27 protein-coding genes and 1 tRNA gene are annotated in these 25085 nt (G+C 35.6%); 13 read left to right on the plus strand and 15 right to left on the minus strand.

Annotated elements, in window-relative coordinates; all coding sequences use genetic code 11:
* Positions 1-69: 69 nt before the first annotated feature.
* Positions 70-969: a 3-hydroxyacyl-CoA dehydrogenase gene (locus ACIQZA_RS11180; RefSeq protein ID WP_400938858.1), complete on the plus strand. Its 900-nt coding sequence runs from the start codon at positions 70-72 to the stop codon at positions 967-969.
* Positions 970-1072: 103 nt separating this feature from the next.
* Here ACIQZA_RS11180 and ACIQZA_RS11185 read toward each other — a convergent pair whose 3' ends face one another.
* The 3 genes from ACIQZA_RS11185 to ACIQZA_RS11195 form a co-directional block, all read right to left on the minus strand.
* A complete protein-coding gene (locus ACIQZA_RS11185) occupies positions 1073-1273 on the minus strand; it encodes a hypothetical protein (RefSeq protein WP_400938861.1) in 201 nt (66 codons plus the stop codon).
* A gap of 3 nt (positions 1274-1276) precedes the next feature.
* Positions 1277-1861, minus strand: a complete 585-nt coding sequence (locus ACIQZA_RS11190; RefSeq protein WP_400938863.1) for a sigma-70 family RNA polymerase sigma factor — start codon at positions 1859-1861, stop codon at positions 1277-1279.
* A 144-nt stretch (positions 1862-2005) separates the two neighbouring features.
* Positions 2006-2248, minus strand: a complete 243-nt coding sequence (locus tag ACIQZA_RS11195; RefSeq protein WP_400938865.1) for a glutaredoxin family protein — start codon at positions 2246-2248, stop codon at positions 2006-2008.
* Between the two features lie 122 nt (positions 2249-2370).
* Here ACIQZA_RS11195 and ACIQZA_RS11200 point away from each other — a divergent pair.
* The 4 genes from ACIQZA_RS11200 to ACIQZA_RS11215 all read left to right on the plus strand — a co-directional run bounded on the left by ACIQZA_RS11200 (position 2371) and on the right by ACIQZA_RS11215 (position 3885).
* Positions 2371-2441: transfer RNA gene (locus tag ACIQZA_RS11200), tRNA-Cys, on the plus strand.
* A gap of 41 nt (positions 2442-2482) precedes the next feature.
* The gene (locus ACIQZA_RS11205; protein WP_016993736.1) at positions 2483-2656 is read left to right on the plus strand and encodes a YvrJ family protein; all 174 of its coding nucleotides are present in this window, start codon (positions 2483-2485) and stop codon (positions 2654-2656) included.
* 78 nt (positions 2657-2734) lie between these two features.
* Complete coding sequence (locus ACIQZA_RS11210; RefSeq protein ID WP_400938867.1) at positions 2735-3037, plus strand: hypothetical protein; 303 nt, start codon at positions 2735-2737, stop codon at positions 3035-3037.
* Positions 3038-3600: 563 nt separating this feature from the next.
* Positions 3601-3885, plus strand: coding sequence for a hypothetical protein (locus ACIQZA_RS11215; RefSeq protein ID WP_400938870.1), 285 nt, complete (start codon positions 3601-3603; stop codon positions 3883-3885).
* 79 nt (positions 3886-3964) lie between these two features.
* Here the strand turns inward: ACIQZA_RS11215 and ACIQZA_RS11220 are convergent, their stop codons facing one another.
* Positions 3965-4462 (minus strand): GNAT family N-acetyltransferase, encoded by a 498-nt coding sequence (locus tag ACIQZA_RS11220; RefSeq protein WP_400938872.1) that lies wholly within the window; start codon positions 4460-4462, stop codon positions 3965-3967.
* Positions 4463-4579: 117 nt separating this feature from the next.
* Between ACIQZA_RS11220 and ACIQZA_RS11225 the strand changes: the two genes are divergently transcribed.
* Positions 4580-5152: a DinB family protein gene (locus ACIQZA_RS11225; RefSeq protein ID WP_402881593.1), complete on the plus strand. Its 573-nt coding sequence runs from the start codon at positions 4580-4582 to the stop codon at positions 5150-5152.
* Between the two features lie 29 nt (positions 5153-5181).
* Positions 5182-5520 (plus strand): CHY zinc finger protein, encoded by a 339-nt coding sequence (locus ACIQZA_RS11230; protein WP_402881596.1) that lies wholly within the window; start codon positions 5182-5184, stop codon positions 5518-5520.
* 76 nt (positions 5521-5596) lie between these two features.
* On the opposite strand, the gene ACIQZA_RS11235 is transcribed toward ACIQZA_RS11230, so the two are convergent.
* From ACIQZA_RS11235 to ACIQZA_RS11245, 3 genes are all read right to left on the minus strand, one after another.
* Positions 5597-6790: an alpha/beta hydrolase fold domain-containing protein gene (locus ACIQZA_RS11235; protein WP_400938880.1), complete on the minus strand. Its 1194-nt coding sequence runs from the start codon at positions 6788-6790 to the stop codon at positions 5597-5599.
* 313 nt (positions 6791-7103) lie between these two features.
* Positions 7104-7397: a hypothetical protein gene (locus tag ACIQZA_RS11240; RefSeq protein WP_400938883.1), complete on the minus strand. Its 294-nt coding sequence runs from the start codon at positions 7395-7397 to the stop codon at positions 7104-7106.
* A gap of 137 nt (positions 7398-7534) precedes the next feature.
* Positions 7535-8386, minus strand: a complete 852-nt coding sequence (locus ACIQZA_RS11245) for a pyridoxamine kinase (protein WP_400938959.1) — start codon at positions 8384-8386, stop codon at positions 7535-7537.
* A 187-nt stretch (positions 8387-8573) separates the two neighbouring features.
* Between ACIQZA_RS11245 and ACIQZA_RS11250 the strand changes: the two genes are divergently transcribed.
* Complete coding sequence (locus ACIQZA_RS11250; RefSeq protein ID WP_400938885.1) at positions 8574-9125, plus strand: ECF transporter S component; 552 nt, start codon at positions 8574-8576, stop codon at positions 9123-9125.
* 130 nt (positions 9126-9255) lie between these two features.
* A complete protein-coding gene (locus ACIQZA_RS11255) occupies positions 9256-9696 on the plus strand; it encodes a cell wall hydrolase (protein WP_142509340.1) in 441 nt (146 codons plus the stop codon).
* A gap of 66 nt (positions 9697-9762) precedes the next feature.
* Here ACIQZA_RS11255 and ACIQZA_RS11260 read toward each other — a convergent pair whose 3' ends face one another.
* Complete coding sequence (locus ACIQZA_RS11260; RefSeq protein ID WP_402881600.1) at positions 9763-11229, minus strand: DUF7309 domain-containing protein; 1467 nt, start codon at positions 11227-11229, stop codon at positions 9763-9765.
* Between the two features lie 1114 nt (positions 11230-12343).
* Between ACIQZA_RS11260 and ACIQZA_RS11265 the strand changes: the two genes are divergently transcribed.
* From ACIQZA_RS11265 to tnpB, 4 genes are all read left to right on the plus strand, one after another.
* Positions 12344-13471, plus strand: a complete 1128-nt coding sequence (locus tag ACIQZA_RS11265) for an RNase A-like domain-containing protein (RefSeq protein WP_402881603.1) — start codon at positions 12344-12346, stop codon at positions 13469-13471.
* Positions 13472-13541: 70 nt separating this feature from the next.
* Positions 13542-13904: an RNase A-like domain-containing protein gene (locus ACIQZA_RS11270; protein WP_142509337.1), complete on the plus strand. Its 363-nt coding sequence runs from the start codon at positions 13542-13544 to the stop codon at positions 13902-13904.
* 19 nt (positions 13905-13923) lie between these two features.
* Complete coding sequence (locus tag ACIQZA_RS11275; RefSeq protein ID WP_402881605.1) at positions 13924-14511, plus strand: hypothetical protein; 588 nt, start codon at positions 13924-13926, stop codon at positions 14509-14511.
* Positions 14512-14982: 471 nt separating this feature from the next.
* Positions 14983-15264: an IS66 family insertion sequence element accessory protein TnpB gene (tnpB, locus tag ACIQZA_RS11280; protein WP_402881607.1), complete on the plus strand. Its 282-nt coding sequence runs from the start codon at positions 14983-14985 to the stop codon at positions 15262-15264.
* A gap of 23 nt (positions 15265-15287) precedes the next feature.
* Here the strand turns inward: tnpB and ACIQZA_RS11285 are convergent, their stop codons facing one another.
* The 7 genes from ACIQZA_RS11285 to ACIQZA_RS11315 all read right to left on the minus strand — a co-directional run bounded on the left by ACIQZA_RS11285 (position 15288) and on the right by ACIQZA_RS11315 (position 24979).
* Positions 15288-18485 (minus strand): AAA family ATPase, encoded by a 3198-nt coding sequence (locus ACIQZA_RS11285; protein ID WP_402881609.1) that lies wholly within the window; start codon positions 18483-18485, stop codon positions 15288-15290.
* Positions 18482-19153, minus strand: a complete 672-nt coding sequence (locus ACIQZA_RS11290) for a hypothetical protein (protein WP_400938905.1) — start codon at positions 19151-19153, stop codon at positions 18482-18484. The genes ACIQZA_RS11285 and ACIQZA_RS11290 overlap by 4 nt, the downstream gene beginning before the upstream one ends.
* On the minus strand, positions 19104-20507 hold the full coding sequence (locus ACIQZA_RS11295) for a hypothetical protein (protein ID WP_402881703.1): 1404 nt from the start codon (positions 20505-20507) through the stop codon (positions 19104-19106). The genes ACIQZA_RS11290 and ACIQZA_RS11295 overlap by 50 nt, the downstream gene beginning before the upstream one ends.
* Positions 20498-21679, minus strand: a complete 1182-nt coding sequence (locus ACIQZA_RS11300) for a DUF2399 domain-containing protein (RefSeq protein WP_402881612.1) — start codon at positions 21677-21679, stop codon at positions 20498-20500. Before ACIQZA_RS11300 ends, ACIQZA_RS11295 begins: the two co-directional genes overlap by 10 nt.
* A gap of 776 nt (positions 21680-22455) precedes the next feature.
* The gene (locus ACIQZA_RS11305) at positions 22456-22929 is read right to left on the minus strand and encodes a TIR domain-containing protein (protein ID WP_402881615.1); all 474 of its coding nucleotides are present in this window, start codon (positions 22927-22929) and stop codon (positions 22456-22458) included.
* A 78-nt stretch (positions 22930-23007) separates the two neighbouring features.
* Positions 23008-23844, minus strand: coding sequence for a macro domain-containing protein (locus ACIQZA_RS11310; protein ID WP_402881617.1), 837 nt, complete (start codon positions 23842-23844; stop codon positions 23008-23010).
* Positions 23845-24094: 250 nt separating this feature from the next.
* Positions 24095-24979, minus strand: coding sequence for a hypothetical protein (locus tag ACIQZA_RS11315; RefSeq protein WP_402881619.1), 885 nt, complete (start codon positions 24977-24979; stop codon positions 24095-24097).
* Positions 24980-25085: the final 106 nt, after the last annotated feature.

Genomic DNA, 25085 nt, shown 5'->3' on the forward strand with positions numbered 1-25085 from the left:
TGTAACAAGGGATACAGCACATACCCATACAATTATATTAATGTAGCAATTTCGAAGGAGGAATTTAGGATGAATTATCAAAATATTACAGTTGCAGGTAGCGGTGTTCTAGGTAGTCAAATTGCTTATCAATCAGCTTTTAAAGGATTTAATGTAACAGTATACGATATTAATGATGAGGCCTTAACAAATGCACAAGATCGTATCACAAAATTAAAACCGTTATACCAAGAAGACTTAGGCGCGACGCAAGAAGAAGTTGATGCTGCATATGCACGTTTATCATTTAAAAGTGATTTATCAGAAGCGGTTGCAAATACCGATCTTGTGATTGAGGCGATTCCCGAAGTTGTTAAAATTAAAACGGAATTTTACACAAACCTTGGCAAAGTTGCCCCTGCTAAAACAATCTTTGCGACAAACTCATCTACATTATTACCGAGCCAATTTGCTGAAGCAACTGGTCGTCCAGAGAAATTTATAGCGCTTCACTTTGCAAATACGATTTGGAAAAACAACACAGCCGAAATTATGAAGCATCCAGGCACTGATATGAAAGTGTTCGATGAAGTCGTAGAATTTGCACGTGCAATCGGCATGGTTCCACTTCCATTATATAAAGAACAACCAGGCTATATTTTGAATTCATTACTAGTTCCATTTTTAGATGCTGCTGAATCACTATTAGTAAAAGAAGTAGCAGACCCAGAAACAATCGATAAAACATGGATGATTGGAACAGGAGCACCACTAGGTCCATTCGCCATCCTTGACATTGTCGGCATTAACACTGCATTCAACATTGTAGAGGCAAAAGCCGCTGCTACAGGTAATGAAAACTTTAATAAACTAGCCAACCTCTTAAAAACAGAGTATATCGAAAAAGGCAAACTAGGCCGCGCTACAGGCGAAGGGTTCTATAAATATCCAAACCCTAACTTCGCAAAGCCTGATTTCCTAAAAGGCTAATTAATAAAACGATGTACATAGTGTCTTCACTATGTGCATCGTTTTTTATTTCAAGGCGGAATTTAGGTTGCGGGTAGTCACTCGAAACAACCGGGTATAAAGTTCACGAGAAAAAATCCCAAAAACTAGGTGCATCCTGAAATTCTACTGTTGCAAGCTTCTCTATAATTTTCAATTTAATTTCTTGTTCCAAGTCTTCCCTTTCCTGAAAGTCTGTATTGTGCAAACATTGTTTTATTTTCGGTATGAAATTCTCTATAATCGTTAGCGTCTCCTCATTGTATTGATTTTCTAAAATCGTCATATATTATTCCCCCTTTTTGCTGAGTGTAGTTTTGAGTTTATTTAAAGCCTTCCTATGAAGGTTTGATATATTCTGCGGTGTAGTTTGTAATGTGTGAGCTATTTCTTTTATAGAAAGCTCTTTTACATAAATCATCTCTAATATTTGAAGTTGTTTAACCGTTAGTTTTTGCAAAGACTTTAAAAGCAATTCATCTTCAATATTGTCAAATAATCCTCCATCAACTATATGATCCAGTTCAATTTCGACGCTTGCATCTTCTATTAGCTCTTTCGCAGTCGTGCCACCTTCTTCTGATAAGCCCTTATCTAATATTAATAAAGCACGATTTTGTAGCCTTCTCCTTTTTTTATCAAAATCTAAGCTAAAAAAATAAATTAAATTACTGACATATTTGATTTTCCTAACATTTATATAGTGAGATTGGAAAGATTCATCGACAAGTTTCTTATTTTGTTCGGTTGGATATAAGATCGCCTTTTGCACCAAATAAAGATTATTGGAATCCGACAAAAAGCTTTTTATGATTGGATTGTTAACCTGCGCATTATTTCTATAGAAGAATTCCTCTATTTTTTGTTTCTCCATTTAATTATCCCTCCAATACTTCCGCCTTCTCTCTATTTAAAGTGAATGTTGTATCTATATTATAAACTAAAATAGGAACAAATGTTCTTAAAAAGAATAAAAAAAACACCTTTTATACAAAAAAGGTGATTTAATCCAACTCTTTCAAATATCTAAAATAGCTTTTATTTTTTCTGGCTGATAACCAATAATTCTCTCCACTTTATGATCAGCGACTATTAAAGTAAATGGGATAGCACTACTATTAAAATGCTTAAACTCCTTTAATACGTGCTCTTCATTAATATCCTTATTGGTATACGTAATATTATTTTCTTCTAACCATTCCTTTAACCTAACACAATATTGACATTCCTCGCTTGAATATACCGTTATATCATATTTCATCTTAAAGACCTTAAAGAGGTCTAAAACATAAGAAATGGAAACCATGACAAAATAATATTTTTTTACAGGAAGGTTGTTTTTATTACAGAAGGATCCTCTTTACATAGTACAGTTACAATTTTGATGATATAGCCAAGCGGTAAGGCAAGGGTCTGCAAAACCTGGATCCTCGGTTCGAATCCGAGTATCACCTTATATTACTAATTTGGAGTAAGAGGGAGGGTGATTTACATTATGACACCAGAAAATGTTCCAATTTGGATTAGCCTAATAGGAAATTTTGGATTCCCTATTGCCATTACAGTCTATCTATTCATTCGCTTTGAAAGGAAAATAGATAAATTAGAAGCGGTTATCATGGAGTTATCGGAAGTTATAAAATCTCTTAATTACAAAAAAGGAGGGTGAACCACATAGAAATTGAAAAATTAATGGCGGGTGTTCAAACATCTGCTAAAATTTAAATGAAGGGTGGGAGGGTCTAAATTGGGAATTGGATTAGTTGCTTTGGGGTTAGTATTAGTACTAGGAATAGCTATTATGATAAGTCTTGGTAAATCGAGTAAAAAGAAATATATAATTTTGGGAATAACTATGATGTTAGTAATTGCTCCTTTATTCTCAGGGGTTGTTTCTATTCTGTATGGGAGATATGAAGGTGAGGGATTTGCGGCGGTCGTACTAATGATGGTCATGTTTCCACTTCTATTTTTAACGGGACTTGTGCTTCTTCTTTTAGGAATTTTTAAAAAAGGGAAAGCTAAAGCTATTAAGCCAACGGATGCGTAACAGCTTTTATTGCTTTTATATGACTTTCATTTGACGCTTATATTTATTATTGTGCAGGTAATTGACTTACACTTGCATTTCCTACTAACTCGCGTTAGTGGGTGTATTATTTTGTCTTTCGCTTTCGATTTTGACCAGCATATAATTTATTGCTAAAAAGGTTATCTTTTCTGTATGATTGTAAATAATGGAAGGGGAAATTTATGATAGCCTACAGGAGAATTGCTGTACTATATTTTCTTATTATGTTCCTTAGCATTTTTATTGCAACACAAATGAACAGTATATTAACCGGTGTATTGGTTCTTGCTTTTTTGTATTGGTTGTTTATTGGTTTTCCTTATTTATTACAAGAAAAGGTAAAGTTTTTCGAGATATGTTGGAATTGGTTAACGAAAGGTGGAAGAATAGGTCCTAGAAACTAAAGATTTACACATTCATCAATCTGAATATTCAGATTAATGAACCGAGTAATGTGATCAAATCCTGGAAGCTTACATGCTTTATCAGATTTTTATTTTAAGCATACTATACAACTATAAAGGGATCGATTGGAGGCAATTATGATTAGCAACATTAAAATTGCAAAGGTCAATATTGCGCTGGCAATTTTACTTGCGTTAGGTATCACCTATAATTATTTTTACAATCATGTACCAATTCAAATTGAACTCTTAGGCAATTTAGGATTTTGGTTAGTATTCCCATTATCAATCATCAATATAGTACTGAGCTTAAAGCTACTGAAAAATAAAACGGGTAATGCTAGTAGCTACGTCACTTTTACGATTGCTGTCATTATTTTAATCATTGCTTTATTCTATTTGTTTCATTGGACCACGCCATAAAAATCAAAAAACTCCAAGGGTAAAAGCTCTTGGAGTTTTCGCTTTAGCTTATTTCAGTGGCTGCATCCACTGAAATAAGTTATAGATACAAAGCCATATAATCCTCATCAAAATATTGCTGACCTATTTTTAATGCCCTCTTCTCCGTTCCAAAAACCTCAAACCCTAAAGAAGAATACAGTCCTTTTGCTGAAGCATTCGTTGACACAACCGTTAGATGAAGCTGTTCAACTCTCTTTAACTCCCTCGCTTTGTTAATTGCTTCGACCATTAAATGCTTACCAATACCAAGCCCTCGCTTTTTCGGAGAAACATACACCGCAAAGATGCTCGCTTTATGCTTTAACTTAAGCTTACTTTCCTGCACTAACGTCGCAACACCCACTAATTCTTCCTGATCAAATACCCCTATCGTATAAGCCCCCTGTGATTCAAATCTGCTGGCAAACAGCTCAATCGGATTATCCTTTTCCTCCTCAAAGCTAGAGCCAAATGCCTCAGGATTATTTTGTAGCGCTTCTAATCTTAAATTCCGATAGGCTTCAGCGTCTGCAGCTATTAAAAGTCTACTATTCATTTTTATCCCTCCTACGATACTTTCCATTTTTATCGCCAATTCTTAATAGTATTTTATGTACTTCCACAAGATAATTCCCTAAAATGGAAATAACAGCACAAAGAAGAATGTTAAAATATGAAATCTAACAGTATGGCGCATCATTTTCATCTATTACAAGAGCAGCGAATTCACTACGTATCTTGCATTCATTCACTCCCACAGGAACAACTATGGCACCGCGATAAAGAAGGAAAATGGTCTATCGGTGAACACTTCTATCACCTTTATCTAATCTTAAAAATGCTGAAAACAGCAACAAAGTTTTCCTTACTACTGACGCCTTACGCAAAAATGCGAAGAAACAAGCCTTTCGCTACAGAAATACATGATATATACGAGGAATATAAAAACAAAAAAGGAAGCGGCATGAGAGCTCCAGGAATATTAGTGCCCCCCTCTAAAATTCGTTTTATGCTAAGCAGCAACGAAATCGAACAATTACTAGTAAACGAAACGAGTGTAATGCAAGAATTAGTAAAAAATATTGAGAAGGATATTGCCGGGCATATTGTCTTTCCAGATCCCATTGCTCACTACCCTAACCTTATTCAATCTATCCAGCTACTTGCCATCCATGAAAAGCATCATTTTACAACAATGACGGAGCAATATAATCGATTGATTGCATCTAGTGAAGTTTTAATTTAAGCGTTTTAAAATGAAAAGAGGTTTGAAATATGAAGATTCTAGGAAATATTATTGATGATCAAGGAAGATGTAAACACTATTTTAAAAAACAAGATACCATTTCAATTAAATTTAAATGCTGTGGAGAGTATTATCCTTGCTATAAATGTCATGAGGAAAATTCAAATCATAAAATTCAGCCATGGAAGAAAGAGGACTTTCATGAAAAGGCAATATTTTGTGGTGTATGTAAAAGTGAATTAACGATTCATGAATATATGAATCACACAAGCTGTAAACATTGTCATACTCTTTTCAATCCAAATTGCAGTAAGCATTTTCATATATACTTTGAGACGGATAATAATAATCCTACATGTACTTTCTAATTATAAAAGCCTTTGAAGAATGATTAATTCCTTCAAAGGCTTTTCCTATTACCATAACAGGAGCTACGCGTAATGATTATTTATTATATTTTTGAAGAAATACTTTTACTTTCTCCTTGGCAAATTGCGTGCTCAAACTACCTGGATTTGCATCAAAGCCATGATCGACCTTTGGAAGAAGATAATGTTCATGCGCTACACCGCTTGTAGTCAGTTTCTCACCCAATACGTTTGCCTGCTCTACAGGAACAATACGATCATCCGTCCCTAAAAACATAATAGTTGGTGGCGTATGTTCCTGGATATAGCTTATAGGGGAAAGCATCTTATAACGCTCAGGGTAATCGGATGGTGAACCTCCAATGTACTTAGCCATAACATCTTGGACATAACTCTTACTTGGATTGTTCTTGTAAAACGCAGTCATATCTGACGGCCCATACATGTTAATCACTGCCTTGATTGGTACATCCGGAACATCCGTTGATGGCGGTAAATGCTTATCTCCCATACTATATGCAGCAAGCATAGCTAGATTTCCCCCAGCAGACTCTCCCATTAAAATAATTCTATTCGAATCAATCTTATACGTATCTGCATTTTGCACGATCCAACCAATCGCCGATTTAACATCCCCTACTTCATCTTTCCAACCTGCTTCAGGAGGCATACGATATCGGACATCAAAAACAGTGTACCCTTGATTATTCATCCACTGATTCCAGTCTTGCACTTGGCCTTTATCCCCACTTACCCAACCACCCCCATGCACTTGAACAATGACAGGTGTTAAAACATCCTCTGATTTTTTCTTCGCTGGCCACACATCAAGCTTTAGTTCAATGCCGTCCGTAGTTTTCCCATACACCACATCTACACTAGGCTTTGTTGAGATATTTTGTTTATAGAAAAAATGTGAACTAAGAGCAACCGATACATTCTCGCTTTTAGCATAGCTTTTCATATTACTAATTGGCTGCACAGTTAAAAACATTAATAACAACAAAATAGGAAATAACACTGTAAGAGCAATTAAGGTTTTCTTCCAAAAAGAAAGAGCTAATAAAACTATTAGTATTAATGCTGTAACTACTAGAATAATCGGAAATATAGAAACTCCCCATGCAAGTAGACTCATTATTTTATCCATATTACTCGGATTAAAAATATAGTAGGCCACTATAATAATAATAAAACATACTATCACAGAGAGGATTGTGAGTAGCCACTGAAGAAAACCTCTAGGTCGCCAATTTGTTGTCTGATTCATTTTTAAAACCTCCCCTATTCTAAAGAACTTCACCCGTGCGATGGTTTAATATATACGATATGTTATTATCATTCCCATTTAAACATGCAGCCCCAAGTTCATCTAGTAGTTTCAATTTTGTCACCACATGTTAATTCTACACGCATAAATCATACTTGATATTTCAAAAAATGCCCGCAACCATTAATCTTGGCTACGGGCTGTTCACTATTTCATTGAATAAATTGAGAAAGTGCCATGTTTTAGAAGGGTAGAATGCTTAAGCTCAGTCAAAAACTGCATAAAAAAGAGCCGAAAAGATTCGATTCGGCATTTATTCAAACATTCCTATACTGAGCTCCCTACAAAATGATTCTATCGTGTCACGCTCTTCTTTTGGCAATGCTTCGTACTCAACCAGATATTGTGCTGAAAAGTCTTCTAGCTCCTTATAACTGACTTCTCTTGTCAGGACGATTCCATTGACCTCATTAGCCAATTCGTTTGCCGCCACAATATCCGTAAACGTAAAGGCTTGTTCTTCGTCATCCGTAAATGTAAGAAGGTCAATTTCCCCCTGGTAATAGCGATTATCTACTTGCACTACATAATATCTAATTGAATCCATTATACACCTCCCTAATTCATGATTTTCATTATTACCTGTTTACTAAAAATCCATCCCTTATCAATTCGCACGGGCCTTACCTTCAATAAACTGATGAATATCCATGTCACAACGCAGTTATAAAAACCCTGACATTGCTAAAGCAGCATTCGTAAAAACGTTTCAAAGTTCACGCCTGCTTCACGTGGAATTTGCGCTTTTGATGTCGCTTCAATTGAAGCAGCCAAAAACGTCTCGGCAAGCTTCATCGACTCAACTAAATCCTGTCCGCGCATCATGCCACCCATAATGACGGATGCAAACAAATCACCTGTGCCTGAATAGCTCTCGCCGTTGTATTCTCGGATACTAGAAAACGAACGATGTGCATCGACATACATATTGCCTACATAGCGCTTATTCGCGTCTGCTGGCGGCGGATTCAAACCGGTAATTATAACGTTCGCTTTAGTTTCCTGCTGCAGCTGATGGCCCGCTTCCTCTATCGCCTGAATATAATCTAAATCGTCCTGATAGCTCTGTAGCTTCTCGTATGACAATCCCGTAAGCAAGCAACATTCTGTAATATTTGGCGTAATAATATCTGCACATTTCACTAGCGCCTTCATACGATCAAGCAACTCGCCTGTATACATTTTATAAACCTCGCCCAAATCGCCCATTACCGGATCGACAAGCAGCGTTGTTTCACTCGAGTGGAAGACGTTTAAAAACCGAAAGATATTATCGATTTGCTCCTTCCCTGTCACAAAACCTGTGTGAATACCATCAAAGGTTGCTCCAAGCTTGCTCCACTCATCCACAAAGTAGTCCATCTTTGACGTTAAATCCTCACAATAAAAACTTGAATACCCTGTTTGCGCGGTTAATATTGCAGTTGGTAATGGCACCGCCTGAACACCCATCACTGACAGCACAGGCATCGCAGCCGTTAACGAGCACTTCCCAAAGGATGACATATCCTGAATTACAGCAACTTTTTTCATCATACTCTCCACCTAACTAATCCTGCTTGTATTCTCTCATCGTATCATAATTAGCTAGATGCGAAAATGCACTCCCTTATAGAAAAACAAACTGACCTTTACTTTTTTTATCAAATTGGCACTTTTACGATAGTCAGTCCTTTGCTAAAGTAAAAATTATTAAAAAATTCATCCTAGCGAGGACATGCAAATGCAAAATATACAAAGTCAATCCTATACAAAACCACGCACGAAAACATTTGATTTAGTCATTACTTCCATTCTTGCAGCACTTGTTTTCGTCGCGACAATGTTTATTAATATAAAGCTACCATTCGGGCAAGGTGGACTTATTCACCTAGGAACATCCATGCTTTTGATCACGTCGATTTTATTTGGTCCTAAAAAAGGGGCACTTGCTGGAGCAATCGGAATGGGCTTATTCGATATCGTAGGTGGTTGGTTAATTTGGGCGCCAACTACAATTATCTCCCGCGCATTACAAGGCGCCATCGTTGGGAAAATCGCTTGGTCTAAAGGACATAAAGGCGACGACATCCGATTAAACATTTTAGCAGTCGGTGTTGCTATGCCCGTGATGATTGCGGTCTACTATATCGGGCAAGCGATTATGTTCAAAAGCTGGGTTGCCCCTATGGCATCCATTCCAGGGGACGTCATTCAAAACGTTGTCGGCTTAATGATCGCGATCCCAGTATGTATCGTGATGAAAAAAACACCGTACTTCAAAAAGAATTTCTAATAATAAACACGCCATCTTACTGTTTTGCCGACAGCATCGATGGTGTGTTTTTCAATTATAAAACTATTATTAGAATTTCAAATGACAATAATGAAGGCTTTTTTTCATACTATATGGTGGAGGTGAAAAAATGCCAAGAGTAAAGTATATAAATTCCGACGTTGACCTAGTGGCAAGGATGATGAGGGCAGAAGCGGTAGGTGAAGGAAACCAAGGAATGCTATATGTTGGCAATGTTATTGTGAATCGTGTGATAGCAGAATGTCCAGACTTTAAAGATTTAAGAACGATTAATGATGTTATTTATCAGGTACAGGGAGGAAATTATTCTTTTGAAGCTGTTCAAAAAGGGAATATGTTTTACCAAAGGGCGCGACCTAATGAAAGAAGATTAGCAAAACTGACGCTGGATTATTGGCGAGATCATCCAGCGAAATACGCACTTTGGTATTTCAATCCATACGCACCATGTCCTCCAACATGGTACGGTCAACCTTTTACTGGTCAATTTAAAAATCATTGCTTCTATGAACCAGCACCTGATACATGTGAAAGTGTTTATCAAGGATAGGTATAACAAAAAAATCCCACGGAAAAGTCAACTTTTCAGTGGGATTTTGTGTAGTCTGCTTATTCACTATTCTTCAATTAAATCCATTGACATGTCTTTCATAAATTGTCTCACTTCTCGAATGCAAGGAAGTTCACTTTCTACAAGTTCCACCCCTACAACTTTTGCTAGTGGTTGAAGCATCGGACTTAACTCTTTAGAAACAAATATTTTACTTGGTCTTACCTCTAAGCCCTGTAAAAATGCCCATAACACACCTTGTGCAATTGGTGGCGTTTTAGGCATCGGGAACAATTCATGTTCAATAACCAAATTGCTTCCTCGTTCTACAAGCATACCAGCAATCGGATAAACAGTGCGGCTCGTTTCTTCCGATTCTACGCCAAAAGGCATGTAAAATACATCATATTCTACTTGTAACGCGCTTTTAGGCTTTTTCTTATATTTTGCTTTTTCAAACATCGAAATTTCCTCATAGCACTCAAACGTTGGCTTGGGCATATTTATTTGCAAAATATAGATCTCTTGTAACTCACCATCCATTTGCACTTTAAACATTGGATATTGATGTTCAGCTAGCTGCGGATATTCCCAGCCATCCTTCCGAGCTTCTGTAATATTAATCATCCTACCTATAACATCAATTAATAGCTCTACCTCTAAATAATCTGGTCTTTCAGGATGCGTTCCCTCCAGATAGCTACGGAACTGAATCCAGTTCTTCTTCCCTCTATACGACAGCCCATAATCTTTAATTAATAGATAATCTGCTAGGTCTAACTCTTCCCTATCAACAAAATTCACAGTTAAAGCATTTAAACCATAAGAGAAATCGCTCGGTAAATTTTTCTCATAAAGAATGTTAGCTAAGCTATGATAGCCAAGCTCCATGTCAAAAATCATTAACCCAAACTCTTCACCACCCGCTCCCATAACAGAAACAAGTACTTTGTAATCTACATCTGCAAAATGAATGCCTACAACTTCATCATCACTAAAATATTGCCATGGCTTTAGTTTTTTTAGGTAATTTGTGAGCTCCAATAAAGTAAGATAATCCGGCTCTAGGTTTTCTAGTAAACTATTGGCCTCTTCATCCTCCCTTATCCGTTCATTAACTTCCTCCAAATCAATCTTGTCCATCTTACCCGTATGAATATTACCTGCTCCCGCAATACATAAAAAAGTTTCACAGTTCGTCGGTAAATCCTCATTGTTCTCTAATCGAATAATAAACGATTCACTATTATCAATTATATGTGCAATGGCTTCATCACCAGATTTTCGAAGCCATTCGTCGACCAACTCTTCATCTGTATCTAAATCCGTATCATTTTTAGGTAAAAAACAAATCTTTTCTTTAGATTCCCGTCCATCTTTTTTAACCATTTCAAAATTAAAATAGTCCGCCCCATCCAAATCAAAGCTAAGTAATATCATGTTATCTAGCAAGGAAAAACTACTGTTCTTCGGTAATAATAACTTTCGATAAATCTCTGGGTTTTTCTGACTTTCAATATGCAACTGTATCATTGTTTAACCTCCTTCTTCTACTTGTTAAAGTGATGCTAATGAAGTTACGGCTTACGTTACATTCACACACTAGAGCAATAATCACTTGCTCTATCTCTTCAATCAATTATGCCTCGGCATAGATGCGTCCAGAATCGGCCTTGTGCTTAGGCCTGCACGACGCAGGTAGTTAGCCGTTATTAACTCCTTTCCGATTCCGTGACATCCACCAGAGACTTTAACTTCTTTTAGCAAATATCTTTTGTACCGAAAGCGTAGCAACAGGTACAGCATCTCACCACCTACAGAGGCGGGAGATTTCTGCTGAAAGAAGTTAAACATTTCTACTTTGTAGCTATTAAACCACTCTCTATTAACTCTACTAACAACCTGTCTGTTCTGCAATACTTCAAAATCCATTTCTCACCAATTGTTACACACCTCAATACTTGCAGTGTAAATTGTGAAAAACACCATAAGTTGTCTAGTAACAGCGCTTTATTGTGTTTATAAAAATTACATTTTAGAAAGGTGTTTTTGTGAATTTTAGTTCGTCATTTAATAGTATTTAAAAAAAGTCACTCATCCTCGTACTCGAATTCTATTTCCTTTTCTATTATTTCGTTCTTATGAAAATCCAACAATTCCCTATCATTAGATTGAAGCTTCCTTTTTCCGTCGGCTTTAATTCATCCCGATTGTTGTAGTTGCATAATTGCATCATAATGTGCATTCTTTTTTTGGAAGTTTATATCCAATTTTAAATGTAAGTATTTTCACTCCTAGGATTGATGCACCAACGAACTATCTGCCAATTATTATGTAAGATTTAAATGTCCTATTCATTAAATAAATAATAAATCCTTTGTCACGATGTCTAAGGGAGAATTTCACACCATTAGACTCCTTATTTATTTCTAACCCATATCCAAAAGCCCTTACACTTGTCATATAATTACATATTTTCTCAAAAGTTTCTATATTCTTATTTCTTAACATTTATACCTAAAAGAGAATAAAATTGCTTAATATACAAAATTATATACACAAAAATAATTTGCTAACCCAACCTTGGTAACATATACTATTTTTTGTAATAAAATTGTAAAAAAATAAATTATAGGTGGTTTTGTATATGGTTCGAAGTATTCCCGGTCCTAGTAAAAAAATTAGTACATATGGTATTGACACAAACAAAATGACAAAAGTCATGAGGAACATTGCCTTAGAAAAAAAATCAAACTCAAACACTAGTAATTCTTCTAAAGGTAGTAAACAAAATCCTAAACAAGTTATAACTAAATCAAAATCTGCACTAGAAAATGGTGTAAGATCACAAATTACTAACAGACAATCTAATTCAATTTCGAACAATCCAACTAATATTAGATCAGATACTGATTATCAAATTTTTTATAGTGTTGATTCCTCTAGCCTTGGTAGTTCAGTGATTACACTTAACAATCTCAATAGTATGGACGGTGTGAGAACAGCATCGTTAGATACCGTGGAAATTTCAGGGAAATCAAGAGAATTATTTGTGGCTAAATCTTCAAAAGATAAATATCTGGATATTGCAGGAACTGTTTTTGATATTGTAACTGATTTTATCCCTGGAGTTGGCACTGCAAAAGACATTTATAATGTTTATAAGACAATCGTAGACCCTAAATCAAAGGTTGCAGATATTGCATTGGCTTTAGTTGACTTAGTTCCTGGACCGAGTGTTAGCAAGTTGAAAAAATTTGCTGATGTAATTATAGACAAATTTAGTTTAAATAAATCTACTGCAAAAAAATTAACGGATGCTTTAGTTAAAACATCTGCTGCAAAAATCCGAAAAATGGATATAGATGATACGAAAAGACTTATTAACGCTTCTGAAGGTAAAGGTCGTGGACATACAAAAGACAAACATCTTAATATAACTGACGAAACATTACAATATCGTTCTAAGACCGATGCTCGAGATGGTGCAAGTAGATTTAGTAGTCCAAAAGTTATGAATGAATTTGTAAATAATGTATTAGATAAAGAAGCAGATAAAATTGCCTCTTGGTTAAAGAGCTCTAATAATAAAGATTTTGTATCAGGAAAACATAAGTCTACTACCTCTTTAGGGGATGGATACATATATGATGCAAAAAAGAAAACATATAAACATGTTGATAAACTTGATACAGGAAAAGTAGTGTTAAGAAAAGATAATAGTAATGAATATGGTTTTATTGTATATACCAGTTACCCTATAGTGAAAAAATAATTACAACCGTTGAAGTTTTATGTTTTATTTATTAACATATTCTTTAATCAGTTTTAAAGGGAGAAAAAAAATGATATCAAACAATGAAGTAATGTTTTGTAAATTGACGGATGAAGAACTTGAAAGAAAATTAAGAATTACATTTACTGATATTACGTGTTTTTATAGTCGAGATATTGCAATAAAGGCTATAAATGAAAATTTAGTTATGCATAGCGAAGAAATCGCAGAATGGATATGGCAAGATCCCGGTGAATCACATAGACGTATGAGATTAGAGTTCACTCACCAATTCCCTATAGGCTATGGTATTTCAAAGAAGAGCAAGCAAAAATATACTGACTTAACAAAGAGTTACCTCATTTTAGAAAAGTCTGGTTTGCATGACGAAGGATTTTATATAATTTTTTCTGCACCATTAATTGAATACTAGCTAAAAGGAGTCGCTAAATATGATAGTTATAGAAGAAATAAAGTATTTTATAGACGCACATTTTATCCCGGGTATTGGCTGGGAGTTGATAGAAGATGTAGTTATTGATCACCGAAAATTAAGTAAAGAGGAAAGAACTAAATTCAAAGAAGAAATTTTATATATAAAAAATTTGTTAGATCAAAATCAATTTGAAATAGTAAAAAAAATTATTGTGAACAACGATTTAGAAGGTACGAAATTATCTGATATTGAGCATATGCAAAGATTTGTGAATGAAATTTTACCTATTATTGAAAAATTCGAATTAAAAAAAGAAATTTCTTATATTCCATTAGAAAGTCTAAAATATATGTTTGAAACTATAATAATCCCAACAAAAACATCACTATCATATCCATTTTTAGCTATCGATATTCAAAGAGAAGGCGATACATTTATTCAACATTTCAAGCAAGATTTGGAGTATGTAGAACAAGCCTTTAAAAAGAATGATAAATCAAAGATTGAAGAGATACTTAAAATTTCGCATGAAAAAGGTGTTTATATTTTTGACTCTGAATATAGAGATTCTTTTATTCAAGAAGTTATGAAGAGTTTGTCATAATTAATGATATGAGGCTAGCTGACCTCTCACACACCATAAGTATGAACTTTCGGGGTGCGAAATAGTTAGTTTTTTCATTTCGAGTAGACCTCATAAAGCCTAACTCATCCTAACCTTAATTCTATAATACTTTTGATTAAACAAGTTTATCGAATATAAAAATTTATTTATTCTTATTGTTATTCTTTTTCAATTGTAAGCCCGTATTCAAATAACACATATAAACAACCAGGCACCTCCTGTACGATAAATATATCAATTTAAGGAGGTGCTTCTTTATATCAACTACTAAACTAAAAATTGTCCCTATGACACTAGATCCTATCATCACTAATAACTCTTCAGCAACAACTTCACCACAAAATTCTCTAGAGCCGAGCTGCATCATTAAAACAACTAGTGCTGAAATTTCCTTCTTTTAATGGTGAGATAAGCGCATCATCCAAACGATCCTGAAGGATTGAACAAACGATGATGCATGATTTTACAAGCGTGCAGAATGTCTACATCCGTAAAGGTATTGATGGTCTCTCTATACTCATTCAGGATTCTTTTGAATTAGATCCGTTTAGAGATTCCATTTTCTTATTTTCAGGATGGAGCAAAGACCGTTTTACCCCACAGGTTGAGTGGGAACAACTTGAAAATGCGGTTAATTGTTTCATAGGAAACTATCTAAAAAGAACGCTTAAAATTTCAAAGAAGAAATCCTATGGAATGATTTGTTTGGAACAAACTTCTGACAATGCTTAATTATAAATCAAAAACAATTACATTCACTTCTTATTCTGTATCCCTCGAATCGTACTTTTCGGAATCGTTGCATCATGCTCAACAATGAATACTTTCGAGAAGCAGTTGTAATACGTTTCATCATGTCCCTTTGGCGACACTATAATCAGCTTACGTTGCAGTTCCTCGGCATAAAGATTAAACACCTTATTTTTTCGCTCATCATCTAATGCGCTATCAAACTCGTCGAGCACGATATAGCCTGGTGAAGTAGCTAAGTTTTGCAGTAGTGCGAGCGCGAAAAGAAGTGAACTTAGTGATTCCTCCCCACCCGATACACCTAGCCCCACCTTTCCACTACGAGCCTTCATACTCACATCTTCAAGTGCACCTTGATGCCCAATTTTACGCGCTTTAATATACAGTCGGAAATTGACACGACCTGATTTTTCTTCAATGCGTTCCTTTTCCACTTGCCCTTCAAACTGGAACAAATCCATATATTTTTGGAAAAGCGTATTGATTTTGATTAAGTGCATCGAAATCGTGGTTTCTAAGCGGTCTTCCCACTCATTTGCACGAACCGTATTGCTTTCAAGGAGTTGCTCTGATTTCGCTAAATCAGCATTTTTCTTATCGAAATCAGCTTTTTGTTGATCGTAATTTTGCTGGGCATTTTCGTTAATTTTTTCTAAGCGGGCATTGCGTAGCTCAGCTTTTGCTTGTTCGCTTTCAGCCTGTAGCATCGTCAGTGACAAGTTCGTTGCTAGTTGTTCATCTAGTTGCTGTGCTTCTTGCGGTAGCACCTGTTCAAGTTCAATCATATCAAGCTCACAGCGACTTTTCATCGTTTCATCTAATTCTAGCTTGTCCTTTGCCTTTTTAATCGTTAACTCATAACCTGTTATTTGACTTTCGACTATTTTCAAATTGCTTTCGAATTGTTGTTGCTGTTCACCTAGTCGTAATTGCTTTCGTTTTTGTTTAATAATTTCATGTTCTTTTATCTCTTGCTCCGTTGTAAGCACTCGAATTTTTTGTTGCAAGTATTTTCTTGCCTGCTCAATCTGTTGTAGTTGCATTTGCTGCTCTGCAAATGCGCCGAGCTCCTCATGAATTTTCCATTGTTGCTCATAAAAATCCAGATTATACTTTCCTTCACTATGCTCGCTTTTTTGCTTGTCTTGTTGAATTTCAATTGCCGTTTGCTCATCATAAAGTGCTGACAATTTTTGTTCGACTAGTTCAAGTTGCTGAATATAAGATGCATAATCCGTTTGCTTTAATAGTGTACTTTCGGCTAATTGCATCGTATGAAGATGGCCTTGTAGCTGTTTCAACTGTCGCTTGTTTTCTGCATATTGTTGTTCTAATTGTTGCTGCTCGTTCTTTGTTTTTGAATATGACTGTTGTACTTCCTGCAATAGCCTTTCAATCGCCACATCACTTAAAATATATTGCGCCGCTTCCTGTGCACCACGAATACCGCGCGTATCATATAACAAGCCTTGCTCGATTTTCGGACTCTCTAAGAAAAATTGTTTCACCCACCAAAGTGCTTTATTGGCATAATTCCTCTGCTGTTCAGTTAAATCACTACGAATTTGTAAGCCGTACTCTGGTAGCTTCGAGATACTTTCTGTCGGCACAAGTTGCTGAAGTGATACGTAATATAAATCATTGACCGGCTTATAGTTTTTCCCAACATAAAAAATGGTATATTTAATCCCATCAAGTTGCTTTTCTAACTGCAATGGAGCAGATGGCATGAGCTCTATTAACTCACGTAACGGGTACGCTTCTAGTTGTTGCTGCTTTAAATGCAGTAGTCCTTGCTGCTGGCGTTTGGATACTACCTTTTTTTGCTCATACTGTTTAACGTTTTGTTCCATCATTTTTAGTTCTATCTTAAGACGCTGTATCTGTTCAAATTCCCGTTCATTTTGTAGTGCTAAGGTATTAATTTTTTGCTCGATCTGCACACTGCTTACATAGATTGCCTTGTGCTTTTCTGCCTTTGTGATTTCATCTTTTAGGTGCGATGTAGTCATTTGTAAAAAGCTTTTTTCTTGATTGAGCTCGCGTTCTTGCTTGCGCAGTTGCATTTGTTGATTACTGAGCTCACTTAATTGATTTGTAATCATCGCTAATTGATTTTTTGTTTCTTCTAGCTTACGTTGTACCGTTTCGGCATCAAAGCGTAAATGCTTTCTCTTTTTATCGATAGCTTCAAGCTGCTGTTCTAACTGCTCCTGCGATTTTTGTTGTTGTGTATCTTCATTTTGCTGTTGTTGTAGCTGACCTGCTATTTGGGTTAATTGCTGTGATAATGCCCCAACATCCCCTGACAATTGTGTTCTTTGTTGCTCTAGTTCACTAATGTTATGCTTTAATTGTTGCCTCGAAACGACTAGTTTTTCCTTTTCCACTTGATCATTAGCTTTTTGCTCGGACGTCTTTTCAATCGAAGTACTATAATACGCGATCATTTGATGGAGCAACGTATAATATTTCTGGCCAGATGTGAAAATACGTTTTTTGTTATCTAAATATTTATTGAGCTCGGTTTGAGCCGCATTCACGCTTAGCTCTGCACCTTTTTGAATACCCTTTAAATATTCAATTTCCATACGAACTTCTTTAATTTTTTCTAATGAAGCTTCCCATTCCTTTTGCATATCAGAAATCTCGAACATGTCACTAAATTTGCGAAAACGCTCTTCCGGGTACATCGCCGCAAATTGATTGACTTCTTGCTGATACCAAATTAAATAAAAAACATCTGGTTCAATTTTATAGCGCACGCGCAAATCTTCACGATACGCCTTGAATGTACGTCCCGCTATTCCACCAGATGTATAGCGGGCATGAGATGTTAAGTTCGCTTCGTCTGGCCCATTTAACACCTCGTACTCGCGCTGAATCGGGCTATTTTTCGTATCTTGATTGACCGTTAGCTGAAAGGCAATGAATTTTGGACCATCAATTTTCGTCCGGCCATCATTTAAAAATACGAGTGTAATACGTGCATACCAAGGGTCATTTACTTTTAAATTTGTTGAACGAAGTCCCTCTAGTTCTACCTTTGATGAATGTAGCACGGCACCAAGGCAAAATGTTAATGTCGATTTTCCTACACCATTTGGACCAGTAATTAAAATATGCTCGTCTGGTTCCCCAAAATAAATGCTGCGAGGTGAGTAGTCGCGAACGCCTTGAATTTTTAATTGATACGGAATCATTCGTTTTCCTCCTCAATATGTAAGTTATAACGATTGAAAAACTTCATTACTTCTTCTTTACTAAGCTGTGTTTCCTGAGCAAATTCCGTTGTTCGTCGTAAAAATGACTCCGAAAACATATGTACTCCTATGGCTGTTAACATAAATGCCTCTTCAGAAACGGATTCGTAGTCTGTAACCGCACCAATTTTTTTCAGTTGGTCAATATTATTTTTCAATTTGCGGTTGGCGTTCAATGATTCATGTCCAAAATCAACCAGGATTTGATGCAAGAGCGTAAATTCATGCCCGAGTACTTCTTGGTGATAAAACAAATACAGCATAATTGCGAGCGCTTCACTGCTTAATGTTGATTTCGCATGTTTTGCGGTTACATGCATCATGACAATGACGCGGTCTCGACGTGCATCGTAAATGACACGGAAATAGCGACTTAACGCTGCATTTAAACGATTGATAAATGAATGCAAAGCTTCATCATCTCCATTATTAATGCCTAGCATCTTTGCTAAATCCTTCTTTGCTAAGCCGTAATTTGCCCCTTTAATCGATGCAGATGAAGAAAATAATAACTGCATAAACGCTAATTCCTCTTCGGTCGTCAAATAGCCCTTTAAGCTATTCATCATCATAAGGGTATTGTCGAACGGTAAATCGTTTGTCATCATCGTCTATCCACTCCCATTGTTTTTCATAGTCCTTCGCTTGCTCGATAGGCTGTTGTTCTACCTTATTGTTACTCGTAAGTGCCGATACAGCTAATAATGAAAGAATCGCATCATGCCATTTGTTTGAACTCGATTCCACAATGAGCTCTTCCATTTCCGTTTCACCATGCTCGGTTAAATAATTTTCAATTCGTTCGGTATCAATCAGAGATTGTGTCATTTTCCATGAAGCATCCTGCAATGCTTCTTTTATAGGACGAACATCCATTTCGATCTCTTCATATTCATCCTCAAGTTGATGAGACATCGGCTTTTCTAGCTTCGGTTCATACGTTTGTAAATAATATATAGCATCTGTAATATCTTGCGGGCCAATCGGTGCAGCAAATTTCACAGGGACCCACAGCCCATCCATCGCTTCTTGTTCATATTGATTTTGTTCCATAAAACTTAAAATATCATGAGCTGTTGGGATATTCGTATTAGCTTCAGGTGAATGCATCGCCAAAATAAACTGGCGCACCTTTTCTGGTGAAATGGTGTCAGCAGTAGGTGTGAGCTGCATATTGACAAAGCGAATATATTTTGTCAGTAAGCTCAAGCTAAGAGAGGTCCCTTTTGAAATGGCAGCCGTTCCACGACGCATTAAATCGCTCATTTTCGTACTTTCTTCGACGGTACCAAACTGTTGTAAACGTTCATTTAATTTTGTTTCAAGCTCAAGCATTAGTTGATTAATCTTTTCCAGCTGCGGTAAGGCATTGCGATCAGCAAGAAGTTCAAGCTGGCGTTCCTCTAATTGCTTAATCGCCTCTTCAACGTTGTAAATCATCGATGCGATTTTATTGCCTCCGGAAATTCCTTGATCGTCGTAGGCAGCGCTTATTTCAGCATCTCGTCTTGCTTGAAATAGAGAGCGTCCAATATCATCTTGCAAATAATAGGCAAGCGCATCGTTACCCATGCGAATCAACCCATCCATTAAATTTTTCCCACGGTCACGCATTTTAATTTGACGACTCTGTTTTATGATCCAATTATTGCGCTCTAAAATCGTGAGCATTCTTGTAATTTGCGCTAATGTTGGCGGTTCTTTGTCTAGTGAATACGTAGACTGATATCGATAGTATAGTATTTCCTCGTTATCGATGGGATCTTTAATGCCGAGAGATGCTTCGTTAATTAACTGAATGACATTTAAAAAACGAATAATTTCGATTGGGGAATCGTACATTTTTTCGGTACTTAATTCTTTTAACACACCTGCTAACGATGCTAAATCCCGCATTGATTTCATAAATTCTGCGGTTTGATAATCGCTTGTAAAAATCGAAATCGGTGCTTTTACATCCATTTTATCCACTGTTCAACCCCTCCTAACTGCTGCTCCTGTTCATGCGCCTCTTGCACCTGGGCTGTAAAGCTTTCAATCGAATGATACAATTCATAATCCCGCCCAACAATTTTTACAGTTCCCTTAACTAATGCTGCAGCATACTTGGCAATCGTGATGCCCGCGCTATCGGTATCTGTCCAAATAATCGTTTGTTTAATAGCTGATTGCAGTAATTGCTCAATAAATTGTTTATGTGCAGAACGAATTTGTCCGTCTAAACAAACGATGCAAGAATTCGTTTGCCGTAAAAATTCCGTCTCTACAGCTAAACGCGTTAAAATAGCGCGGTTTTCAACAAGCCATAATGTTGTATTTGTCGTTGTAAAAGGTGATGTTAAGACCGCATTATCCGTCGTCGCATGCACCGCGCCAATCGCATACGTTGCAACGTTATTTTGCACATCACCAGTAAAATAAATTGGCACAATTTTTCCGATGCTCACTAGCCCGTAAAGCATCGGGTCAATACCACTGTGCTCTAGCTGCGCTAAAAAAACCTCGCGCTCTTGGTCAAATACCTTTGAACCCCCAATCGTATCGTGTAAGGCCGCGCCGATTTCTTTAAAATCAAATAGCTCTTTTTGCAAGGATAACGCATAAAACGCTAAACAAAACTCAATGTATTTCATGCGCTTTTTCAGCGTCCACTGTTCAGGTAGCATATTCCATTCGATCGCCTGTTGGAATAACTCCGGTAACGCTAGTTTCTCGGCTTTTTGTTTTAACGCCTGCATCTGTTGCTGTTGTTTTGCGAACTGTTGTTGCTCGGATTTTTGTTGAGCTTCTATGTAAGCCGGGCCAATGCGGTAATAATCTTCCTTAACGCTAATTCCGTCTGTGTGATAACGAATTTCGCGCACAATCCAGCCCTGTTGTAGCCACTGCTGAATCGTGTCATTCGTTTCATGTAACGTTCGTTTTGCATTTGGTGTAAATTTATAGGATGCTAATTTTTTAGGAAGCGGTGAAGTGAATTCTGTATTCATCGTAAACTTTAAATAAGCGACTTTACGAAATGTACGCGCCGTCTTTTTGACAATAGTCGCAACAAATAGTTGCTCTTGTTGTTCTACCCTTTCAATCGTTTCATCTTTTTTCAAAAAATACGCTTGGATAAATGCCTCATGCATCTTGAAAACCTCCTCTACTTTGTGCCCAGGTTGATAGTAGCGTACCATATGTTTTGTTTGTTGTGGGGAAAGAAAACGAGTCACACAACCGTACCTGCGATGGCTATTGAGTAAATTGATTGGGGTATACCAACTGGTGGATCTTTTCGTACGTAGCCATTTCTTACTGGTACATCTTTTTGAGGGACATTACTTAAATACAGACAGAAGCATTAGAGGACTGATTAAAGGTCTTGAAGATTTTCCCCCAGTTAAATTATATATTATAACTGTAGGATCAATACTCTTTATATCTTACCCCCCACCGATAGAGAGGGGCTTGTGCGAGCTAGTCTATGTCATGAAATTTTACAGCCCTATAAATTTCGAGATTGAATAATACTAAATTCATTTAGGTAACAAAAAAGGTGCCAAACCCTTGATATCTCAAGAAACTTGGCACTTTTTGAAACTATTTTTTTCTAATGTATGGAGACGGCGGGAGTCGAACCTACCGTCTCATAAAACACTATAATATCAGTGTTCTTAAGGGTTTATAGCTACTAACGGAAATATTTGACTACGTATTTGACTACGTATTTGACTACGTTTAATTAAAAATTATATGTTGTGGGGGCATTTTTAATATTTAATATAATTTAATTAGGAATGTATCAATACAAAATAATTTTTTAACAGAACATTTATCTAATAAAACAAAAATAAATATAAAATTTTTCCTCTTGCACTACTTACCATCGTGGAACATTTTTATACGGTTAATAATTTCGGAAATATCACATATAACCCCATTTTCTGTATGTCTCTGCTGTATATGTAGTATATGAACTAGCCAGAATATTATCCCCTGTACTATGGATACTAAATTGTGATATAGCTGTCATTATAGCTTTTTCTTTAAAAGGAATGTGTATACATTTAGCCGATCCATCACTTATCCTAGAAGTTAAAGCTTTTGGCCACAAATTGCTTAACTGGCTTGGCGCGGTTATAGCATTATATCCAGTATAAGCAATAATTATTGGTAAGTCGTATACATCAACAGCTTTCTCAATTTCAAAATTAAGTAACCCCCTATCCCAAGCCGTATCTTTTGAAATTATCAGAAGCATATTTTTCGAATTTTTCATTCGTTCAAGTAATCTATTTTGCAAAGTTACCATCGAACTTGTATCTTGCACTTGATATGTTTTCTTGTGACTGTCACTAAAAGTCAAAGTATTGCTTTTACTTTGTTTGAAGCAGTCCATAATATTTCATATCACTTTTTGTTGGATCTGTTGTACCTTGTCCGTCAAACGCTACATATGTCCCATTTCTATATGCCATTAGTCTACATCCTCCTGTAAGCTAAATAAATTAATTTGATCAAATAAACCTTCATAGATGACTATAGTTAATTTTGCTGGATATTTAAACCTAGTCTCACTAATCCTAAATGTCCAAAGCATTATTTTCAGTAATTCACCAATTTCAATATTATTAAATCCACCTTTAAACCTTGTTATTCCGGACCCAAATACTGGTACAGTTACGCTTTTTTGTGCATAAACTCTATTAATCTCATTCCAAAATTGTAGAAGAAAATTTATATATTCCGTCATCGTTAACTCAGCTTCATTTTTATCATTAAATTTAGAAAATGCAGTCAATACATAGTCATCTATTACGATCGAGCTTCCTAATTTATACTTTGTTGTTCCACCTTTTCTAGGAACATTTTCGCATAGTATATTTTCAGAAACGTTTAATTCGTCATCTTCTTTTATTCTTTTAGATAACTCATTGGCATCTGTAAAGATATTCAGAATGTATTTTCCATTAAGAGAGGTTTTTGCAATAATTTTATCATCAACGATAGTGTCGAAATATTCGTTAAAAGGTATAACTTTTAGCCCCTCTTGGCTAAAAATATCACCTTTTTTTATATGAACAGTAGTTCCTCCAATACTTAAATTAGTTTCAGCTAATCTATTAGCATAAATCCAAACTCCAATGTATATTAAACACAGAATGATAATAAAAATAACCCCAGCTTTTATTTTCCAATTATCAGGTAACTCACAAAAAATTAATACTAAAGACAGAGCAGCACTAACTCCACCAACAATTTTTAGAAATTGTTCTATAATTCTTTTATCAAAAAATTTAATCTTAATTGTCATTTTTCCAAATATCCCCTTATATTAAATAAGTCCTTACCCAAATATAAAACATCTAGCCTATGAATTTCTTTATTCGGTCTTGTATTATAGCTATTTAACCACCCCTGTAGTTTCTCTGCGTCTAAGTTCCTCAACTCAGATAGCCTGACCATCAACAATAGGATACAATATGTCTAAACTATTTTGCTTCTACTTATTCAATACACTAAATCGTTTTTCTATTTCATTATCAATCCTTCATAGCAATATATTAAAATGGTAAATAACCGAGGTCATTTAAAACATTGCTTAATACTAAATATAATTCATTCTCATCTTTAGTTATTCTCTTAACTATATTATCTCTATAAATCAATTCTCTAATTTCATGTTCTTCACTAAATAACACCGAACCATCCCCTACATCATTATTCAAAATGTATTCATTAACTATCAAATTAATTCTATCCTTTAACATCTTTTCCCTTTTACTCCTATTCTCCTCATTAAATTGATACGTTAATTTCGATTCAACCTTATTAGGCTTTACTTCTCTAATTTCTCTCTTAACATCACTAAACATTTTTTGAAGGTAATCCATCATAGGTATTTCGGTACTTTGTAAATTTGCCACCTTAAAAGTCCCGAAATCTTTTAGATACATACTTTCTTCAGATAAAGATTTTTTATATGTAGCAACTAACTTAGATTTAATCTGGTTCTTAACATCTACAATATCCTTGTATCTTAAATCCCTGCGGTAGTTAATATGGTGTATTGATGATATATCAAAAATATAATCAGTCAAATCATCTTTAAGTAGTATAAATGGTCTATCAAAAGCCAATCTAACTCCTAATTCAAACATTACATTAGGATTTTTAGAACTTACATCAACAACAACAATATCATCTTCATAAATTCTTTGGATAATAGTTTTTTGAATCAAGGTTGTATCTTCTGATTCACTCACCATACTTACATCAACTTTAAACTCTATAATTTCTTCAAGTGCTTCTTCAACTATTTTTCTAACATCAGCCCAATGCCCTAATGGGAACCCCTCTGTATTAGAGATAGGCATGATTAACCCAACTTTTAAAACCTTTTTTTCATTTCTGATAGTTTCTCTTGAATCAGTAGCAACGTTTACCATAAACCATATCCTCCTGTAACAACCATAATACCCCATTATAGAACAAATTTAGAAATAAATCTTATAATTTAGCATCCATAGAGTTTGTCTCTTTCTACCACATAGC

This window comes from Lysinibacillus sp. NPDC096382 (genome assembly GCF_044762845.1).
In the GTDB taxonomy this organism is placed as follows: Bacteria; Bacillota; Bacilli; order Bacillales_A; family Planococcaceae; genus Lysinibacillus.

Excerpts from the sequence above, each read along its gene's own strand:
- ACIQZA_RS11180 (WP_400938858.1), top strand. The coding sequence starts at position 70 with ATGAATTATCAAAATATTACAGTTGCAGGTAGCGGTGTTCTAGGTAGT.
- ACIQZA_RS11185 (WP_400938861.1), bottom strand. The coding sequence starts at position 1,273 with ATGACGATTTTAGAAAATCAATACAATGAGGAGACGCTAACGATTATA.
- ACIQZA_RS11190 (WP_400938863.1), bottom strand. The coding sequence starts at position 1,861 with ATGGAGAAACAAAAAATAGAGGAATTCTTCTATAGAAATAATGCGCAG.
- ACIQZA_RS11195 (WP_400938865.1), bottom strand. The coding sequence starts at position 2,248 with ATGAAATATGATATAACGGTATATTCAAGCGAGGAATGTCAATATTGT.
- ACIQZA_RS11205 (WP_016993736.1), top strand. The coding sequence starts at position 2,483 with ATGACACCAGAAAATGTTCCAATTTGGATTAGCCTAATAGGAAATTTT.
- ACIQZA_RS11215 (WP_400938870.1), top strand. The coding sequence starts at position 3,601 with ATGATTAGCAACATTAAAATTGCAAAGGTCAATATTGCGCTGGCAATT.
- ACIQZA_RS11220 (WP_400938872.1), bottom strand. The coding sequence starts at position 4,462 with ATGAATAGTAGACTTTTAATAGCTGCAGACGCTGAAGCCTATCGGAAT.
- ACIQZA_RS11225 (WP_402881593.1), top strand. The coding sequence starts at position 4,580 with ATGAAATCTAACAGTATGGCGCATCATTTTCATCTATTACAAGAGCAG.
- ACIQZA_RS11230 (WP_402881596.1), top strand. The coding sequence starts at position 5,182 with ATGAAGATTCTAGGAAATATTATTGATGATCAAGGAAGATGTAAACAC.
- ACIQZA_RS11235 (WP_400938880.1), bottom strand. The coding sequence starts at position 6,790 with ATGAATCAGACAACAAATTGGCGACCTAGAGGTTTTCTTCAGTGGCTA.
- ACIQZA_RS11240 (WP_400938883.1), bottom strand. The coding sequence starts at position 7,397 with ATGGATTCAATTAGATATTATGTAGTGCAAGTAGATAATCGCTATTAC.
- ACIQZA_RS11245 (WP_400938959.1), bottom strand. The coding sequence starts at position 8,386 with ATGATGAAAAAAGTTGCTGTAATTCAGGATATGTCATCCTTTGGGAAG.
- ACIQZA_RS11250 (WP_400938885.1), top strand. The coding sequence starts at position 8,574 with ATGCAAAATATACAAAGTCAATCCTATACAAAACCACGCACGAAAACA.
- ACIQZA_RS11255 (WP_142509340.1), top strand. The coding sequence starts at position 9,256 with ATGCCAAGAGTAAAGTATATAAATTCCGACGTTGACCTAGTGGCAAGG.
- ACIQZA_RS11260 (WP_402881600.1), bottom strand. The coding sequence starts at position 11,229 with ATGATACAGTTGCATATTGAAAGTCAGAAAAACCCAGAGATTTATCGA.
- ACIQZA_RS11265 (WP_402881603.1), top strand. The coding sequence starts at position 12,344 with ATGGTTCGAAGTATTCCCGGTCCTAGTAAAAAAATTAGTACATATGGT.
- ACIQZA_RS11270 (WP_142509337.1), top strand. The coding sequence starts at position 13,542 with ATGATATCAAACAATGAAGTAATGTTTTGTAAATTGACGGATGAAGAA.
- ACIQZA_RS11275 (WP_402881605.1), top strand. The coding sequence starts at position 13,924 with ATGATAGTTATAGAAGAAATAAAGTATTTTATAGACGCACATTTTATC.
- tnpB (WP_402881607.1), top strand. The coding sequence starts at position 14,983 with ATGATGCATGATTTTACAAGCGTGCAGAATGTCTACATCCGTAAAGGT.
- ACIQZA_RS11285 (WP_402881609.1), bottom strand. The coding sequence starts at position 18,485 with ATGATTCCGTATCAATTAAAAATTCAAGGCGTTCGCGACTACTCACCT.
- ACIQZA_RS11290 (WP_400938905.1), bottom strand. The coding sequence starts at position 19,153 with ATGATGACAAACGATTTACCGTTCGACAATACCCTTATGATGATGAAT.
- ACIQZA_RS11295 (WP_402881703.1), bottom strand. The coding sequence starts at position 20,507 with ATGGATGTAAAAGCACCGATTTCGATTTTTACAAGCGATTATCAAACC.
- ACIQZA_RS11300 (WP_402881612.1), bottom strand. The coding sequence starts at position 21,679 with ATGCATGAGGCATTTATCCAAGCGTATTTTTTGAAAAAAGATGAAACG.
- ACIQZA_RS11305 (WP_402881615.1), bottom strand. The coding sequence starts at position 22,929 with ATGGACTGCTTCAAACAAAGTAAAAGCAATACTTTGACTTTTAGTGAC.
- ACIQZA_RS11310 (WP_402881617.1), bottom strand. The coding sequence starts at position 23,844 with ATGACAATTAAGATTAAATTTTTTGATAAAAGAATTATAGAACAATTT.
- ACIQZA_RS11315 (WP_402881619.1), bottom strand. The coding sequence starts at position 24,979 with ATGGTAAACGTTGCTACTGATTCAAGAGAAACTATCAGAAATGAAAAA.